Source organism: Pseudomonas sp. LBUM1660 (assembly GCF_059695935.1).
In genome coordinates this window covers 1,468,059-1,482,479 of sequence record NZ_CP166795.1, presented here as the reverse complement: position 1 = coordinate 1,482,479, position 14,421 = coordinate 1,468,059, and the positions used below count along the sequence as shown (strand labels likewise).

Genomic DNA, 14,421 nt, shown 5'->3' with positions numbered 1-14,421 from the left:
GGGCACTCGAATAGGGGCGGGAAAACTGTTTCAGTGGGTCAGGGCCATAAATGGTTGGCTCACATCCACAGTTTCTCGCCGGGGGGGGGTAGTCGGGTTATTCGGCGGCTTTGGTAGCCAGTTCTTTTGCCAGGGCCTTGCGAGCGCCCTCCAGGCGTGTGCCCACACCAACAGCGGCATGCAGTTCAGTGGCGCGCTCAAAGTGCGTGATGGCCTTCGTCCACTCCCTGGCGTCCAGGGCGCGGATCCCAAGCAACTTGTGGTACTTGGCCGGGATCTGCTCAGTGAGCTGCCATTCGCCATCGACACGCGGCAGCAGGTCGGACACATACGGCTCCGGACTGCGACCGGCCTTCTGCTCAGCCTCGGCCCACTCGATCACAGCATCGGCAACGAAGGTCGGCACATCGCGCTTGAAGCGCTCAGGCATCGGCTGGTTTTGCTCCATGGCGAAGTTCGCCAAGTCGAGGCCTGCTTCGAATTGCACCGTGTCGAACAGCCACACCAGGACCTGCATTACTACCGAGTTCGGGAAACTCAATCCGGAATCGCGGTAGCGCTGCACGTAGTCCAGGTACTTGGGCAGCAGCTCGTCACGCTTGAGCTGCTGACGCAGTTCGCGGCTGTTGATCGCGCTGACACGCTCCAGATCCTGGGCTAATGCGTCTTCCATGAGCTTCAGGTGCTTCTTGGCGTTGGCTGGGCTGGACAGCGCGGTGGCGGATGAATACACCACCGCTTCGGCACCGGCGCGTGCAGCCGCTGCAGGGCCTTCGGCTTGAATGCGGCGCTTGTGCGCCAGTGCCAGGCTCATCAGATCAACTCCACGTTTTCAGCGGCCGCGAATTTCTCCAACTGCTCAATCACGTAGCCTTCGTTGCGGCCGTTGTAATCCTCGACGCGGGAGCGCTTCGGATTCTCGAGCAGGTGACGACGCCAGCTGCTGTCCTGGAAGTAGATCGACAGGTTGTCCCAGCTGGTGACGACCACGGCGTTAACCGGGAAGTGCGGCACGGTGAAGGTCGGCAGGCCACCATAGGTCGCAATAACCTGGGCGCTTTCGATGCGCTCTTTCTCAGTTGGCTTGCCCGCCTGGCTGGAATAAAGCTTGGCCTTGTCGGCTGCCAACAGGTCGCTGCCAACGATCGCCACCAGGTCACCGCCATCACGGAACACGGAGCTGATCATCTGCTTGGTGTCGTGCACCAGGGCGTCGAGGTTTTCGTAATCGCCGCCGGCGCCGAGGGTGATTTTCCCGTCGACCGCGCCTTCCTGCAGAACCTGCTCAGGAATCTGTTCGCGGGCCAGCTGCAGCCAACCCTTGTTCACGTCCTGCAGCATCGGGTTGGTGGCCAGATTGGTCTGGATTGCAGCAGTGACGCCGTGCCAGCCGATCATGATGCGATCGAGGGCGATCTGTTTTTGTACCGCCGCCGAGTAGCGATCGGCGAAGTCCGGAAACTTCGCCCAGCTGTCGATTTTGGCGAAAGGCAAACCAACGTCCGACTCGGTGGCGAACAGCTCGTAACCCTCGCCAGTCAGGTCGGAAACATCCTTGGCTTCGCGATCAGTGGTCTTGGTGTTGGTGCGGCTGGTCACCGGACCGTTCACGCCGAACATGACCTTTTCGCCCTTGATCTCAGTGACAGGCACGACGTTGATGCGCTCGAGGAAATCGGCGCGCTCGGTGATCTTGTCGTTCAGTTCCTGGGCAATGCTCGGCTCGACGTTGAACTGGCGAGTCACGTCGACGCCATAGGTTTCGCCGATCGCCAAACACAGTGCGGAGTATTGCAACAGAGCGCGGTTGGACAGGGATTTCTGGCTCATATCACAGCACCCGCGCTTTGGTGCCGGCGGGGCCAGTGGAACGCGGCAGCTGGCGACCTTGAGGGGTGTTCGACAACGTAGCGAATTGCTTTTGCAGTTGCGCCAGGCTAGCCAGGACGGCTTTGTTGCCGGACTGTTGGCGACTGAGGTTCTTTTCTTCCTCGGCCGTGGTTACGATCGCATCGACCGCCGTTTGCACGTCATCGATCGGCGCCTGGTCCGGCTCTTCTTCGGTGACGATCGGCTCAATCAATACTTGCAGGCCTGCGGCCACAATCATCAATTGCTCGATCAGGGCTTTGACGGCCTTGGCTGTAGCTTCATCCATTGGGGGTTTGCTCTCGGTGGGGGTTTGCGGGTCTGCTGGGGTTTCTTCAATACCGAAGCGCTTGAACAGCCCGGTGAACATGCCCAGAAGCTTGGTCAATTCGCCTTGAGGCTGATCGTCGCGAAGAGGGCCAAGCTCATGAGAGGCGGCGAAATACGCGGCCTTGCTTGTCTTGTTTGAAAAGTAGAGTTCCTGAGTGCCCAGGCTGGCCGGTTCGTCGGTCACACCCAAGCCAGTCAGGTAGGCTTTGCCGGTGTTCGCGAAGTTGGGGGTGATCTCGATGCTGGTGAACAACTTTTCGCCCTGGTCGTTGAGCCACAGCAATTTGTTGTTGGGCTTCAACTGCGCCTCAAGGGCAATCTGCCCCGGGGCCAAATCGTCACCCTCTTCCACCAGGCGCACCGCAAAGACAGTACCGTGGGAACCCGGCCAGCGTTCGTGGTCGCACCAGATCACAGCTGTGTAAAGGGACGGCTTGTAGGTATCAGCGATATCACGCAGTTCCTGGGGAAGGATCTCGCGGCCATCTACGGTCGGGCCGCTGGTGGCGACACGTTTCCAGAACGAAACAAGGGAACGGGGCATGGGCGTTAACTGCGCTCAATCGGTGATTTGAGCCGCCACGATAGGGAGCCAACGCGCCCCAAACAAACGGTTCAATTGCGCGTTTCTCCTATATCCGTGATCTAGGTGAAACGCGGAGTTTAACCCCGCGTTTTCACTGTTTTCGCCGCATAGACTGCGGCCATGCCATACGCCCCCGAACTAAAAGAAGCCGCCAAACGCCTGTATCTACGCCGCTGCAAGCCGCGTGAAATTCAGGCGCAATTGTCCCTGCCCAACATCCGGATCGTTTACTACTGGATCCGCCAGGGCGAGTGGGACGACATGCTGTCGGATGAAGAACCGCTGACCGCCGTCGGCCGGCGAATCACCCTCCTCCTGGACAAAGCCACGTCGCTGACCAAGGCCGATCTGGACGAGCTCGACCGATTGACCACCGTTCGCGAACGGCTGTTGAAGCAATCGGCGAAACCGGCACCGGCGCCGATCGGCGATCCGCCGGCGGACGATGGCCAGCGCCGAGATAATCAACGCAGTGAACGTCGGGACAGAGGCGAGCGCAGCGACAAGGGCGGAAAAAAACGCGAGAAGAAGGCCAAAAACGAAGTCGGCGAGCTGACGGAAGTGGATTTTCTCGACAAGTTCATCAGCAAAATGTACGGCTACCAGAAAGAGCTGTTCGCCGCCAAACAGAACCCGCTGACAGCGCGGATCCGCAACATCCTGAAAAGCCGTCAGGTCGGCCTGACCTATTACTTCGCCGGCGAAGCGTTCATGGACGCCGTGCTCACCGGTGACAACCAGATCTTCCTGTCGGCCAGCCGCGCCCAGTCGGAGATTTTCCGTAGCTACATCGTGTCGTTCGCCCAAGAGTGGTTCGGCCTCGAGCTGACCGGCAACCCGATTGTGCTGAGCAAAGACGGCAAGCCATGGGCCGAGCTGCGCTTTCTCAGCACCAACAGCAGTACCGCCCAGGGGCACCATGGCCACGTCTACGTTGACGAGTACTTCTGGATCCGCGACTTCGAGAAACTGAACACCGTCGCCAGTGCCATGGCCACCCACAAGAAGTGGCGCAAAACCTACTTTTCAACGCCCAGCGCGGTGTCGCATCAGGCGTACCCGTTCTGGACTGGCGAGAAATTCCGCAACAGCAAACGCAAAAACGCCAAAGATCCATGGCCCAGCGAAGCCCAAGCGGCGGCTGGCTCACTTTGTCCGGACGGGCAATGGCGCAAGGTCATCACCATCCTCGACGCCATTGCCGGCGGCTGCGATCTGTTCGACCTCGAGCAGCTGCAGCTGGAGTACGACGAGGACAAGTTTCAGCAGCTGTTCATGTGCAAGTTCATCGACAGCACGCAAAGCGCCTTTTCACTGGTCGACCTGGAGCGCTGCTACTCCGACTTGTCGTTGTGGACCGACTACGACCCTGACGACCCGCGCCCGTTTGGCAACAGCCCCGTATGGATCGGCTACGACCCGAGCCGCACCCGCGACGATGCCAGCTGCGTGGTCATTGCCCCTCCGCTCGAGGACGGCGGCAAGTTCCGGATTCTGGAAAAGCACAGCTGGCGTGGGCAGTCATTCAAGTACCAGGCCGAGCAGGTCAAGAAACTCACCGAGCGCTTCAACGTGCAGCACATCGGCATCGATACGACTGGCATCGGTTACGGCGTGTTCGACCTGGTGCGCGATTTCTATCCGCGTGCGACCTCGATCCACTACAGCCTCGAAACCAAAAACACCCTAGTGCTCAAGGCGCAGGACACGATTCAGGGCAGCAGGATCGAGTGGGACGCCGGCTGGAACGACATCGCTCAGGCCTTCCTGACGATCAAGCGTGGCACTACTGGCGGTGGCCAGGTCACGTACAGCGCGTCGCGTACCGACGCCTCCGGGCATGCCGATATCGCCTGGGCAATCATGCACGCCCTGGCCCACGAACCCCTCAATACCAACAAACAGCGGCGCAGCCGCTACACACTCAGCGGACCAAGCACCCATGGGCAAACCAGTAAAAAACCAGCCGCAAAAACCAGTACCAGGTCCGATGCGGGCATTTTCATTCGGTGCACCGGAACAGGTTTTGACCGAGAACATCGGGCACTACCTGGGCGTGTTCGCCACCCACGACGGCAAAACCTACACGCCGCCGGTGTCACGCCAAGGCCTGGCCAAACTGCTGCGCGCCAACGCACACCACGGCGCCATTCCCGGGTTCAAGCGCAACCTGCTGCTGCGTGAATTCATTGCCTCAGAGGGCTGTTCAGTCCAGACCATGAGCCGCGCCGGGTTGGATTTCATGGTTTTTGGCGAGGCGTACTTTCGGCGCAACCGCAATGCGTTCGGCCAGGTGCTGGAAATGGAACACCTGCCGACAATCAATATGCGGGTCAGGGTTGGTGGCGGGTTTGTGATGCTGCTGCCGGACGGCAAGGAAGTCGAATTTGAAGAGGATGAAGTCGAGCACGTCATGAACTACGACGTGGAACAAAACATATACGGCGTGCCCGACTACCTGGGCGGCATGCAGGCGCTGTTGCTCAATGAGGCCGCCACCCTCTTCCGCCGTCGCTACTACAGCAACGGCGCACACGCCGGTTACATCTTCTACACCAACGACCCGAACCTGACCGAGGAGGACGAAGAGTCACTGCGTGATCAGATCAGCGCGAGCAAGGGCGTGGGTAACTTCCGATCGATGTTCGTGAACATCCCGGGCGGTGCCGAAAAGGCGATCCAGATCATTCCGGTCGGGGACTTTCAGGCCAAGGACGAGCTGGAGAAGGTCAAGAACATCACGCGCAACGACGTGATTGCCGCCTGGCGCATGAACCCCGCGCTGGCCGGCATCATCCCGGAAAACAGCGCCGGCTTTGGCGATATTGAAAAGATCGATCGGGTATACACCAGCAACGAGATTCGGCCGATCTGCCAGTTGTTCAACCAGGTCAACGACACCCTGCGACAAGACAGGAGAATTAGCTGGAGAACCCCAGCTGAAGAAGCAAAAACCACTGACTAAATAGACAGTATTTGGTGATTATCACTAAAAGCGACGGCATAATAGTGGCTCTGCAACCCTGGGGAGGGAAACATGCGAATTTACTGCACTGCCTGCGACCACAAAGGGCGCATAAGTTCACGGGAGGAGATTACCCGGGGCTATGTGAAGCTGTATTGCCAGTGTTTGGATGCTCAGTGCGGACACACATGGGTATCCGAACTGACTTTCAAGCACTCATTGCGGCCTCCGGGACAACGCCTCGACACACTCCTGCTGGAGAGAATCAGAAGCTTGCCAGCGGAGCAGCAGCAAGAACTGTTCCTGCAGGTCGGCTCCTCCCAACGAGGCTGACCACAGGACCAGATTCGCAACCTCCCCGACGCATCCAAGCCTCTCCGCTCCCGTGCCCACAGTGGGTATATTTCAACATCGATCTCAAATCATGCATCGTAATGCCTGCACCGCAGGCATATAAGCCGCCAACACAATCTGAGCTGATACTCATAATCTCGGCGCGGCGGAACCCGCGTAGCGGCCGGTTGTCGGACAAATTCGCACCCAAAAATCTGAGCAGCGCCGGCCGATCCTGTCCGCGAGCGCTGCCCGTGAAATTTGCAGCTCACCTCGGCGCGCCCAATTGCCGCTTTGTGCCCGCTGGATGCCCGGCACGGAGTGCAGGGCATCCAGCATGGGTGCAGGGCACTGCCCTGCCGCTGGGCGGGCGCGTAGCCCGCGATCCTCATAAAAAGCTGAGCGCAGCGAACTGAGCCCTTGGGCGAAGGCATCATCTTGTACCCAACACACTGACCCTGTGGACACCTCGGAAGTCTCTTTTTTTACCCTATGGGGGGTACTGAGCGGGGTTTAAAATCCCATTTATTTCAAAGACATCCTGGTAGCCCTGCGTGCGCGCCGGCGGCGCAGCAGAATTGCGGCAGATAGTCGACGCAGACGTGGCCGATGGCCTCTACCGCGATGCGTGCAGGCGATGCAGGTACGGATGTGGGATGGTTTTTCGATGGCCAGGCGTGACCTGGCCTCGCGGGATCCGCGATTATTCCGAAGGGGTGTTGTCTTTCTTGACCTGAACACTGCGCATCAATCGCGCCAGCTTATCGTTCACGGTGCGACCATGCGGCTTGTCAGGCTCATACGGAGGGCTGGTGCCGCAAGGCGTCTCTTGCCTAGGCGTTGCATCCTGTGGCTGCCCCTGAGCAACAGCGGCCTTCCGAGCCTCGCTTTTCTGCCAATTGCTACGCGATTGCTGCCTCTTAAACTCTTCCAGGGACGCTTTCTCTTGACGTGCATTGCGCATCGCACCGACCTCGCGCAGCTCACGCTCCCGCTTTTTGATGGCCGCTTTCTTAGCGCGGAACCAAAGATAGCTAAGGCCTAGATCGGCAAAAAACTTTTCAGTGAAGCGCACCAGAACACGGGTGCGAACTAGGTGAAGCCCCTGCGAATCTTTTTCATCCAGACGCACTTTCTCAATGCGCCGGTAAACATACTCGGCCTGCTCCAAGCCTTGCATGAAGCGACTGAAAGACGAAGCGGAGACCTCGCTGTCTTCAGCGATATTGCACTGGGTGCTCAGGCAGTACCGCCCCTCCTCTACCTCCAGCCAACCTAATACGCCCGTAGCCAGGTCCAACCGTAGCAACATCTGCTCAGCTGTCTTGGCCAGCATTGAAAACTTCTCGGATCGAGTGCGTCGACCACCATGGATGGTGTCCAGCGAACGCAGATATGTACCGCGCAGCTCGTCACCCATCCGGCTGAGCCGTTTGAACGCCTGGCGTATCAAAGGATTACTCAATTGAGCCGCGGTTAGATGACGCTTTTCTCGGTAGCGAGCCGGTCGGATAGGTGCATGCAGGGCCGCATGCGGGTTTTTCTTATCGCGATGCACAGCAGTAGGCCGACCCTTTGTGGGGCCGGCCTTGCGGTCGCTCGTTCGCGATTTGATGTCCTTATCCGGCTGAGTCACAGGCGCTAGTTCACCTGGTGCAGGATAGGTTTCTGGGGCTGCTCGAGCAGCACGTCTTGGGCACGCGAGCGCAATTCGCAGCACCGCGCTTCGACTGACCGGAGCCGATCGACAAAGCAAGGTAGCTTGTCGATGTCCTGGAGGTCGATATGGCCGTCTGCAAGGATCTCGCTGCCCAGGGCAACCGTATCGCCCAGCCTAGCCACAAGCAGACCAAACGCACACAGAGGGTTGCCGTCACCGTCCTGCTCGCGTGCACCGGTCAAGCCGTGACGGCTGGCCAGCTCGTTAATGCAAGCGTCTTTGAAGTCGCCCTCAAGAGCAGCTACCCACGCCTCCTCCAGCCAGCACGGCAGATCTACCTCACCGTTGAGCCAGCGGCCAACGCGGCGCAACCAGGCCCCTGATGCTCTGAGGAAAGCCGGCGCTTCGTTACCCTTGGCCAACTCGTCGAAATCGGGCACGTCCTTGCTTACGGCCTTATCGGGAACAATGCGATGCAGGTTGCTGCTAAGCAACTGGGCAAAGTCGTCCTGGCTGAAACCGGTACGCGCGATCATCTCAACGGCATGGGCGACCAGCACCTGGTCACGGGACGTGGACATCTGTCCTAGATTGGACGTGTTCATAGAAGCTTCTGCGCAATAACCTGCGAGTCCCCAGCAGCGCCCCCTAGCTTGGGGGATGGCAGGACTTTTTGGAATGGAAACGGGCGCAGTTCTTGAGCTGTGTAGGAGCCATCATCATGCACTGACACGATGATCTGCCGACCCAACTTAATTGCCTTATGCACGGCTGCGGGAGTGACCCCGAAGGCCTCGGCAACCGCTGCCTGCCCAATTTTGGCGGCTAATTCAGACAATGGGATTTGGTTCATAGCAGGGCATCTCTAAGCAGACGCCAGAATATTAACCTGAGGTATCGCTGACCGCAAGGAAAAAGAAACCTATGGTATTTTGCTTTCCTCAACAAAGAAACCCCACGTATTAAAAAGCAGCCAACAACGATGCCGCAGGTAAATTATTTAAATTTACCTCCGGTTTATCATTACCCCTATGAATAAAAAGCCACCACTTCCACGCGAGCTTTTCGATGAGTGCAAAGCTGCAAATGAGCTTTACCTCTCGAAGAAAAAAGAACTCAACCTAAACAAGCGAAAGATTGCCGATGAAATAGGTGTAAGTCCTGCTGCAGTGGCTCACTACCTGAATGGCATCAACGCTCTAAACATCAGGTTTGCGTCCGCCTTAGCAAGGCTTCTGGGCGAACCGGTTGAAAAGTTCAGTCCGCGTCTCGCTGCGGAAATTTCAGAGTTTGCGGCAACCACTGCGCACTCCAATGTCAGCCCAATGCTGCAGCCGTATCGAGAAGCCAAGGAATACCCGTTAATAACATGGGTTGACGCTGGCCAAGGCATAGAGTCGTCTGCCAGTTACCCGTCGGGTATCTCTGACGAGTGGCTTAGCTCCACCGAAAATGCAGGGGCCAAGGGCTACTGGTTGAGGGTCAAGGGCAAGTCCATGACCTCGGACACCCCACCTACCTTTCCAGAAGGCACCCCGATACTGATCCGCCCAGAGGGCTTCGATGTCATCAGTGGAAAATTCTATGTTGCCCGCAACACAGTCAGTGGGGAGACCACATTCAAGCAGTACGCGATGGATGCCGGTGTCGGCTACCTGGTACCGCTCAACCCCAGCTATCAGCCAGTTGTATTGGACAACAACTGGGAAATAATCGGTCGGGCGATCGACGCCAAGATAACCGGAATGTAAGCGGAATGACTTTATGTTGATCTCTCAGGCGCCATGCCCAGACTCACAATACGTACTTGATTTCTGCCGTTCAGTAGTCCAAGGCCAGTCCCCCATCGTCATCCCTCATAAACCGTTGGATGGCGAGCCAATCGGTGAAAGTTTCGACACTGTCCCAAAGCAGATTGTTGCTCATAAGGGAAAACAGCTGAATGGCTGGGCTATTTGGCAAGTCGCTGATCTTTACATCGAAGCTGAGTTTCACGCTGTCTGGCAAGACACTCATGGAGCTTTGATCGACCTCACTCCCCACTGGACGGCGCATGAGTCCATCTTGTTCCTCCCTGAACCTGGCCGTGAATATGGACGAAGAAACATCGATGGCGTGAGACACGCCCTTACTGACGACCTGGACGTGGTTAGGTTTCTTCATCTCGCCAAAAGGCGTTTTGATATAATGAACAAGGGTGACTTGGCCTATCAGTTCGGGGATATCGAACTTCCCCCTCGCTCGCGTAGAGAGGTTCGGAAAATATATAAGGAGATGATGCAGCTTCAGCACAGACTGACTCTCCGCTACGAGTAGCGTTGGCCCAACAGACCTAGCTTTGTAGATAAACGTCTTCACGGTCAATCTCCCCCTTGAACAAGGCTTGTATTTACCACTGCCCCTCCAGGAGGGGCGCTATGTACCACAATGTGCCCTTGGCCGATTTTGAAATTCTTGATTACAGCGATGCACACATTCCACGCCTCACGGGCAACAGCCTCGCCAGACTCAACCACATTGCCCTGGTCATCGATGATGGCCAGACGCGCAGGTCGGCCATCCGCAGTAGTGAACTTGTAGCCGCTGGTGACGTTGGCAGCGATACGGCCATTTTCCAGGGTGCCTGTCTCTGGGATACCAATCATGACCGTGCTCCTTGTTCAATTGGGTCTGTGTATTTGTTTACGATCAGCGCGATGGTGTTCGCGTGCGATGACCGATCGATTTGGGCGCTGTCGATAGCAGTCCAGTTTTCGGACTCGATAGCGGTATCGATTTCCACGTTCGCGTTCCTCCAGCCAGACACGCTGTGGGAGAGAATTTGTCTGTCTTGCTCTGAAAAATCGAAAGTCATAGTCATGCCCTCCTCAAGCGGTCACATAGCCGGCGGTGGTTTTTCGCAACTCGCCCAGATCGAGCGCTGCACGAAATAGCTTCATGGCGCGTCGATTCCCGACACGAGCTGCAGCAGTGAAGTCACGGAGCGATATTGGCGTGCCTGGCGCAACTGTTCGCGTGATGTCGAGCAATGTCTTCATCAAGGCACCATCTGGTGAACCGAACAGATCCTGTTGTTCGCCAGATGCTGGATGTTCTGGGGCTGTTGTCACTGTTGCCGTGACCGTTGCCGGTGTTGTCGAGGCCATAGCCTCTGGCAACGAGGCATCGGATAGGCTGCCAACGCGCAGTGCCGATCCAATAAGCGCAGGCACCGCTTCCAGGGCGATAGCAAACCCAGCACATAGCAAGATCGCCAACAGCTCAGGCAGCCCAACCGATGCAGTTGGCCTGGCACGCAGTTCAGTCAGTTCTACCGATGCACGATCGAGCCGCTGTAGCACCTGCTCACGTTGACCATCGATCCGTCCCAGGGCAGACGCTTCCAACTCTTGCGCCTTGCTTACAATGCCGCGCTCGCGCAGTTGTCGTGCCTGATCTCCGATCGAGCGGGCGTCTTTGTCTAGGGAATCGAGCTGCCGTAGCCCATCGGATCTGACCGCCTGCAGGTCAGCCATGCGTTGTTCGGTTACAGCGGCGTACCGCGCCTGGCCCGAAACGATGGAGGTCAGTAATCGGTCATAAGTAGCCCACGCTGATACCGCTGCCAGCATCAGAGCCGATATGATCATCAGGACGGCATAGGCACGCTTACTTGCTGCCAGCATGCCCAGGGCGATCGGCCAGGCTAAGTATTTATAGAAATCCAGCAGCACTGCTGCAGAGGCGAACACCGCAGCCAGCATCGGGTCAGCAATCAGCGTCGACATAGCCATGCCAACAGAGAGAGCAGTGACACTGGAAAGGGCTACAGCAATGGCCAGCAGCAGCCAGCGAACCCGCTGGCAGATAAGGTGCTTAGGCATAGCTCACCCCCTGTTCGATTTGGCGAATCAGGGCATGGGCCGAAGATAGCTCCGCTCGCAATCGTTGGATCTCGTCCTGGAGCGATGCGGTGGCAGCTGTCTGGCCAGACCTCCATCCCATCCAGTAAGGCAGAGCCATGGCTATCACCTGGCAAACAGCCAAGCCGCCCAATATCACCAGGAGCTGAGAGGTAGTCATTGCCACTCCTCAACTTCACGGACGAAATTGGAGAGCAGTTCGTAGGCTTTATCAGGGTCCGTGGGCATCAGCATCGGAGCCGAGATCCCGGCACCACCCAGTAGAAATCTGAAATACGTCTGATCTGGATTACCGGCGGCGGCTGTCAGTAGCAACCTGAGGTCGTGCATTCCCGACCGGGGTAACAGATAGAGGCCTCGGCGACTTGTTGCAGCATTGCGCAACAGAAACTCCAGATCCCGATCGAGAATAGGCTGGGCCATCTGTTCGTAATGCATGTTCGCCAGCTCTCCTACGAAATGCTCGACCCTATGAGCCGGATCGTCGAGAAGCCCAACGGTAAGAGTGTTTACCGTCTCACCCAACCGGACCTGCACAGTAACGTCTGAAGCGCATTGCTCGATCGTCAAATGGGCTAGTAGGAAACTTGGGGCATAGTTGCAGACGAGAGATAGAGGAAAGACGCCGTTTTGTTTGACGTGCTCGGCCAGTTGCGCGCAGGCATCATACGAAAGGCTAAAGGTAGGGCGAATCATGCAGTGAACCTCCGTTGAAATCAGGACACCACATGGGCTCCTGAATTGACGGACATAGATTAACCGCGGGTATCTTTTTAAATCAATACCTCAGGTAAATAAAACGACCTAAGGTATGTTTTCCTTGTTGGTCAGCTCGGATGTTGATTGGTCCAAGTCAGGCCAACCGCGCCGCACTCCAATCGTGTCACTCGCACGCTGTCCTCTGTGTCCAGCTGGTCAAGCAAACAATCCCAGTCATCCAGCTTTTCACCTGATAGCCTGGCAATAATCGTACGTCTTCGCGTCTGCGCGGCTGAGCTGTTTACCTGCCGGTGAATGCGCCGGGTAAGCTGCTCAAATGGGGTATGCGAAAACTCAACACCACGAGGATAGACACTGTGAGACATAAACATTCCTTGCTTATACTGTACATCCAACCAGTATATAAGAGCTGTTCGCCACCCTTCAAGATCAGTCCCAGTCTTCGCTGGCCACCCACTCCCCTGAACGCCTGTTGATTTGTAACACCCTGTGTTGACCCGTGCGGGAGATCAGTTGCACATCGATAAACTTGCTCTTGCGATCCTCGTCGCCCATCCCTCGCATATAAACGACGATCCGCTGGAATGTATCCATGACCATCTGGCGCACCTTTTCCCTGGCACCGTAGTCACCCGCATTGACCAGGGCAGCTAGCGCAACCCATTGTTCCTGCTGCGCTGGCTTGCCAGATCCGGAAGCTGCCGCCAATTCATATTCAATATTCGCGACGTTCTTTTCAGCATCAAGCTGCTGCGCCTCCAGCTCGCGAGCTTTGCGCACGAATGAGATCGGCGCGGGGCCGTCATCGTCAGCGAGCAGCGCGGCTGTGACTCTTTGAAGCTGATCCGAAATTTTCTGCACTGCAGCCCGCGCAACCACCAGTTGATGGCGAAGGCCTTGCCCATCATCACCAACCTGCATCAATCGCTGCAGGTTGAGTCGGTCAGAACAGAAGTTCAGCAGTGCTTTCTCAATTGGGACGACGCTGCACGAACCACCGGAACCGCAGCCGTCGTTACGGCTGTATGACACGCAATGCAGACGGCGATGGCCATCGGCAAGTGTGCCGTCAGCGCGAGCGCGGCTCATATAGTTCTGCCCAATGACGGCAGTACCGCAATAGCCGCAATATGTAAGACCGATCCCAGTGATAATTCCTGGAATTTCACCTTTCATTCGCCGCCGTAATCGTTGGCCGCCCATGTGCTGCAGTTCGGCCCATTCCGTCTCCGACAACAGGCGCGGGTAGTAATCCTCCAAGACATATTCCTCACCATTAATGGTCAGGCTCTTGGCTCCCCGAAGGGCCTTGAGCTTGATCAGCCGGTAGATCTGCAGAGCGGTAATTCCGATATCGCTGTAGCTAAGCCCCTCGTCGTGCAGGATACGAATTGCCCGAGCGGCACCCATCCCCTCCAAATACAGCTGCAGGGCTCGACGCACAGTAGCAACTCGCTCAGGAATAAATTCCCAGTCGGTACCAGTCCATTTGAGCCACTGAGGATCTTTGCCGTTGCGGATCTGACCGCGATAGGTTCCAGCCTGCCAGGCTTCGCAAAGTCGCCGGATCGAGGCTTTAACTCGCTTGCTCTTCGTGTCCGATTCTTCGTGCGCACGGATCATGACCAGGAGCGAATAAACAAGGTCCATCGGCTGGGCCTTTAAACCGGCACGGTTGTATTCACGGCCATCACTGGCGGTTACAACGGTAATGCCGGCATTGATAATTTGCGCAAGTTGGGCTTGAGCCTGGATCGGCTCAGCACGGCTCAAGCGGTCCAGCCCTTCCACGACCAGGACTGAGCCGGAAGCGATGCGGCCTTCCTCGATCGCAACCAGGAACACTCCTAGTGCTCCCTGGGTTATGTGACGCTGGTGATATGCAGATAGACCTTCATCACGCATGGATAGCGATTCGTCGAGCAACAGGCCTTTTTCGGCAGCCCACTTCTGGGCGTATTGCAACTGACGATCGGCACTACTACCAGTGGACTGCCGAGGGTCTGAGAACCGCAAATAGCTGTATACTCGCGCACCGTTTTTAGCCATTAGAAAA

Annotated in this window: 17 protein-coding genes; 4 read left to right on the top strand and 13 right to left on the bottom strand. The window is 57.1% G+C overall.

Annotated features, from left to right (window positions below; all coding sequences use genetic code 11):
* Window positions 1-97: 97 nt before the first annotated feature.
* The 3 genes from gpM to ACA068_RS06905 are packed head-to-tail and all read right to left on the bottom strand — an operon-like array spanning window position 98 to window position 2,743.
* Window positions 98-814, bottom strand: a complete 717-nt coding sequence (gene gpM / locus ACA068_RS06915) for a phage terminase small subunit (protein ID WP_497308631.1) — start codon at window positions 812-814, stop codon at window positions 98-100.
* Complete coding sequence (locus ACA068_RS06910) at window positions 814-1,830, bottom strand: phage major capsid protein, P2 family (protein WP_497308629.1); 1,017 nt, start codon at window positions 1,828-1,830, stop codon at window positions 814-816. Before ACA068_RS06910 ends, gpM begins: the two co-directional genes overlap by 1 nt.
* A 1-nt stretch (window position 1,831) precedes the next feature.
* Window positions 1,832-2,743 (bottom strand): GPO family capsid scaffolding protein, encoded by a 912-nt coding sequence (locus ACA068_RS06905; RefSeq protein ID WP_497308627.1) that lies wholly within the window; start codon window positions 2,741-2,743, stop codon window positions 1,832-1,834.
* A 162-nt stretch (window positions 2,744-2,905) separates the two neighbouring features.
* Here ACA068_RS06905 and ACA068_RS06900 point away from each other — a divergent pair, with 162 nt between their 5' ends.
* The 3 genes from ACA068_RS06900 (at window position 2,906) to ACA068_RS06890 (ending at window position 6,083) form a co-directional block, all read left to right on the top strand.
* Entirely contained in the window at window positions 2,906-4,969 is a 2,064-nt protein-coding gene (locus ACA068_RS06900) for a terminase large subunit domain-containing protein (RefSeq protein WP_497308625.1), read from the top strand.
* Window positions 4,881-5,750, top strand: coding sequence for a phage portal protein (locus tag ACA068_RS06895; protein WP_497310550.1), 870 nt, complete (start codon window positions 4,881-4,883; stop codon window positions 5,748-5,750). The genes ACA068_RS06900 and ACA068_RS06895 overlap by 89 nt, the downstream gene beginning before the upstream one ends.
* A gap of 72 nt (window positions 5,751-5,822) precedes the next feature.
* Window positions 5,823-6,083 carry an ogr/Delta-like zinc finger family protein gene (locus tag ACA068_RS06890; RefSeq protein ID WP_489266244.1) on the top strand — a complete coding sequence of 87 codons (261 nt, stop codon included), beginning with the start codon at window positions 5,823-5,825 and terminating at the stop codon, window positions 6,081-6,083.
* A 703-nt stretch (window positions 6,084-6,786) separates the two neighbouring features.
* On the opposite strand, the gene ACA068_RS06885 is transcribed toward ACA068_RS06890, so the two are convergent.
* Genes ACA068_RS06885 through ACA068_RS06875 form a run of 3 tightly spaced genes read right to left on the bottom strand, consistent with a single transcriptional unit; the run spans window position 6,787 to window position 8,596 of the window.
* Window positions 6,787-7,719, bottom strand: a complete 933-nt coding sequence (locus ACA068_RS06885; RefSeq protein ID WP_497308622.1) for a hypothetical protein — start codon at window positions 7,717-7,719, stop codon at window positions 6,787-6,789.
* 5 nt (window positions 7,720-7,724) lie between these two features.
* The gene (locus tag ACA068_RS06880; protein ID WP_497308621.1) at window positions 7,725-8,348 is read right to left on the bottom strand and encodes a DUF8585 domain-containing protein; all 624 of its coding nucleotides are present in this window, start codon (window positions 8,346-8,348) and stop codon (window positions 7,725-7,727) included.
* Window positions 8,345-8,596 carry a Cro/CI family transcriptional regulator gene (locus ACA068_RS06875; RefSeq protein ID WP_497308619.1) on the bottom strand — a complete coding sequence of 84 codons (252 nt, stop codon included), beginning with the start codon at window positions 8,594-8,596 and terminating at the stop codon, window positions 8,345-8,347. The genes ACA068_RS06880 and ACA068_RS06875 overlap by 4 nt, the downstream gene beginning before the upstream one ends.
* 178 nt (window positions 8,597-8,774) lie before the next feature.
* Between ACA068_RS06875 and ACA068_RS06870 the strand changes: the two genes are divergently transcribed.
* A complete protein-coding gene (locus tag ACA068_RS06870) occupies window positions 8,775-9,494 on the top strand; it encodes a S24 family peptidase (RefSeq protein WP_497308617.1) in 720 nt (239 codons plus the stop codon).
* 70 nt (window positions 9,495-9,564) lie between these two features.
* Here ACA068_RS06870 and ACA068_RS06865 read toward each other — a convergent pair whose 3' ends face one another.
* From ACA068_RS06865 to ACA068_RS06835, 7 genes are all read right to left on the bottom strand, one after another.
* Window positions 9,565-10,101 carry a hypothetical protein gene (locus ACA068_RS06865; protein ID WP_497308615.1) on the bottom strand — a complete coding sequence of 179 codons (537 nt, stop codon included), beginning with the start codon at window positions 10,099-10,101 and terminating at the stop codon, window positions 9,565-9,567.
* 2 nt (window positions 10,102-10,103) lie between these two features.
* Window positions 10,104-10,388: a hypothetical protein gene (locus ACA068_RS06860; RefSeq protein ID WP_497308613.1), complete on the bottom strand. Its 285-nt coding sequence runs from the start codon at window positions 10,386-10,388 to the stop codon at window positions 10,104-10,106.
* Window positions 10,385-10,597 (bottom strand): hypothetical protein, encoded by a 213-nt coding sequence (locus ACA068_RS06855; RefSeq protein WP_497308612.1) that lies wholly within the window; start codon window positions 10,595-10,597, stop codon window positions 10,385-10,387. Before ACA068_RS06855 ends, ACA068_RS06860 begins: the two co-directional genes overlap by 4 nt.
* Window positions 10,598-10,610: 13 nt before the next feature.
* A complete protein-coding gene (locus ACA068_RS06850; RefSeq protein ID WP_497308610.1) occupies window positions 10,611-11,606 on the bottom strand; it encodes a hypothetical protein in 996 nt (331 codons plus the stop codon).
* Between the two features lie 195 nt (window positions 11,607-11,801).
* Window positions 11,802-12,341, bottom strand: a complete 540-nt coding sequence (locus tag ACA068_RS06845) for a hypothetical protein (protein WP_497308608.1) — start codon at window positions 12,339-12,341, stop codon at window positions 11,802-11,804.
* 131 nt (window positions 12,342-12,472) lie between these two features.
* Window positions 12,473-12,730, bottom strand: a complete 258-nt coding sequence (locus ACA068_RS06840; protein ID WP_497308606.1) for a DUF1654 domain-containing protein — start codon at window positions 12,728-12,730, stop codon at window positions 12,473-12,475.
* 64 nt (window positions 12,731-12,794) lie between these two features.
* Window positions 12,795-14,414 carry a recombinase family protein gene (locus ACA068_RS06835; RefSeq protein WP_497308605.1) on the bottom strand — a complete coding sequence of 540 codons (1,620 nt, stop codon included), beginning with the start codon at window positions 14,412-14,414 and terminating at the stop codon, window positions 12,795-12,797.
* Window positions 14,415-14,421 lie beyond the last annotated feature (7 nt).

Coding starts and splice junctions, on each gene's coding strand:
- ACA068_RS06875 (WP_497308619.1), bottom strand. CDS start 8,596: ATGAACCAAATCCCATTGTCTGAATTAGCCGCCAAAATTGGGCAGGCA.
- ACA068_RS06910 (WP_497308629.1), bottom strand. CDS start 1,830: ATGAGCCAGAAATCCCTGTCCAACCGCGCTCTGTTGCAATACTCCGCA.
- ACA068_RS06880 (WP_497308621.1), bottom strand. CDS start 8,348: ATGAACACGTCCAATCTAGGACAGATGTCCACGTCCCGTGACCAGGTG.
- ACA068_RS06870 (WP_497308617.1), top strand. CDS start 8,775: ATGAATAAAAAGCCACCACTTCCACGCGAGCTTTTCGATGAGTGCAAA.
- ACA068_RS06850 (WP_497308610.1), bottom strand. CDS start 11,606: ATGCCTAAGCACCTTATCTGCCAGCGGGTTCGCTGGCTGCTGCTGGCC.
- ACA068_RS06840 (WP_497308606.1), bottom strand. CDS start 12,730: ATGTCTCACAGTGTCTATCCTCGTGGTGTTGAGTTTTCGCATACCCCA.
- ACA068_RS06905 (WP_497308627.1), bottom strand. CDS start 2,743: ATGCCCCGTTCCCTTGTTTCGTTCTGGAAACGTGTCGCCACCAGCGGC.
- gpM (WP_497308631.1), bottom strand. CDS start 814: ATGAGCCTGGCACTGGCGCACAAGCGCCGCATTCAAGCCGAAGGCCCT.
- ACA068_RS06900 (WP_497308625.1), top strand. CDS start 2,906: ATGCCATACGCCCCCGAACTAAAAGAAGCCGCCAAACGCCTGTATCTA.
- ACA068_RS06890 (WP_489266244.1), top strand. CDS start 5,823: ATGCGAATTTACTGCACTGCCTGCGACCACAAAGGGCGCATAAGTTCA.
- ACA068_RS06845 (WP_497308608.1), bottom strand. CDS start 12,341: ATGATTCGCCCTACCTTTAGCCTTTCGTATGATGCCTGCGCGCAACTG.
- ACA068_RS06855 (WP_497308612.1), bottom strand. CDS start 10,597: ATGACTTTCGATTTTTCAGAGCAAGACAGACAAATTCTCTCCCACAGC.
- ACA068_RS06835 (WP_497308605.1), bottom strand. CDS start 14,414: ATGGCTAAAAACGGTGCGCGAGTATACAGCTATTTGCGGTTCTCAGAC.
- ACA068_RS06860 (WP_497308613.1), bottom strand. CDS start 10,388: ATGATTGGTATCCCAGAGACAGGCACCCTGGAAAATGGCCGTATCGCT.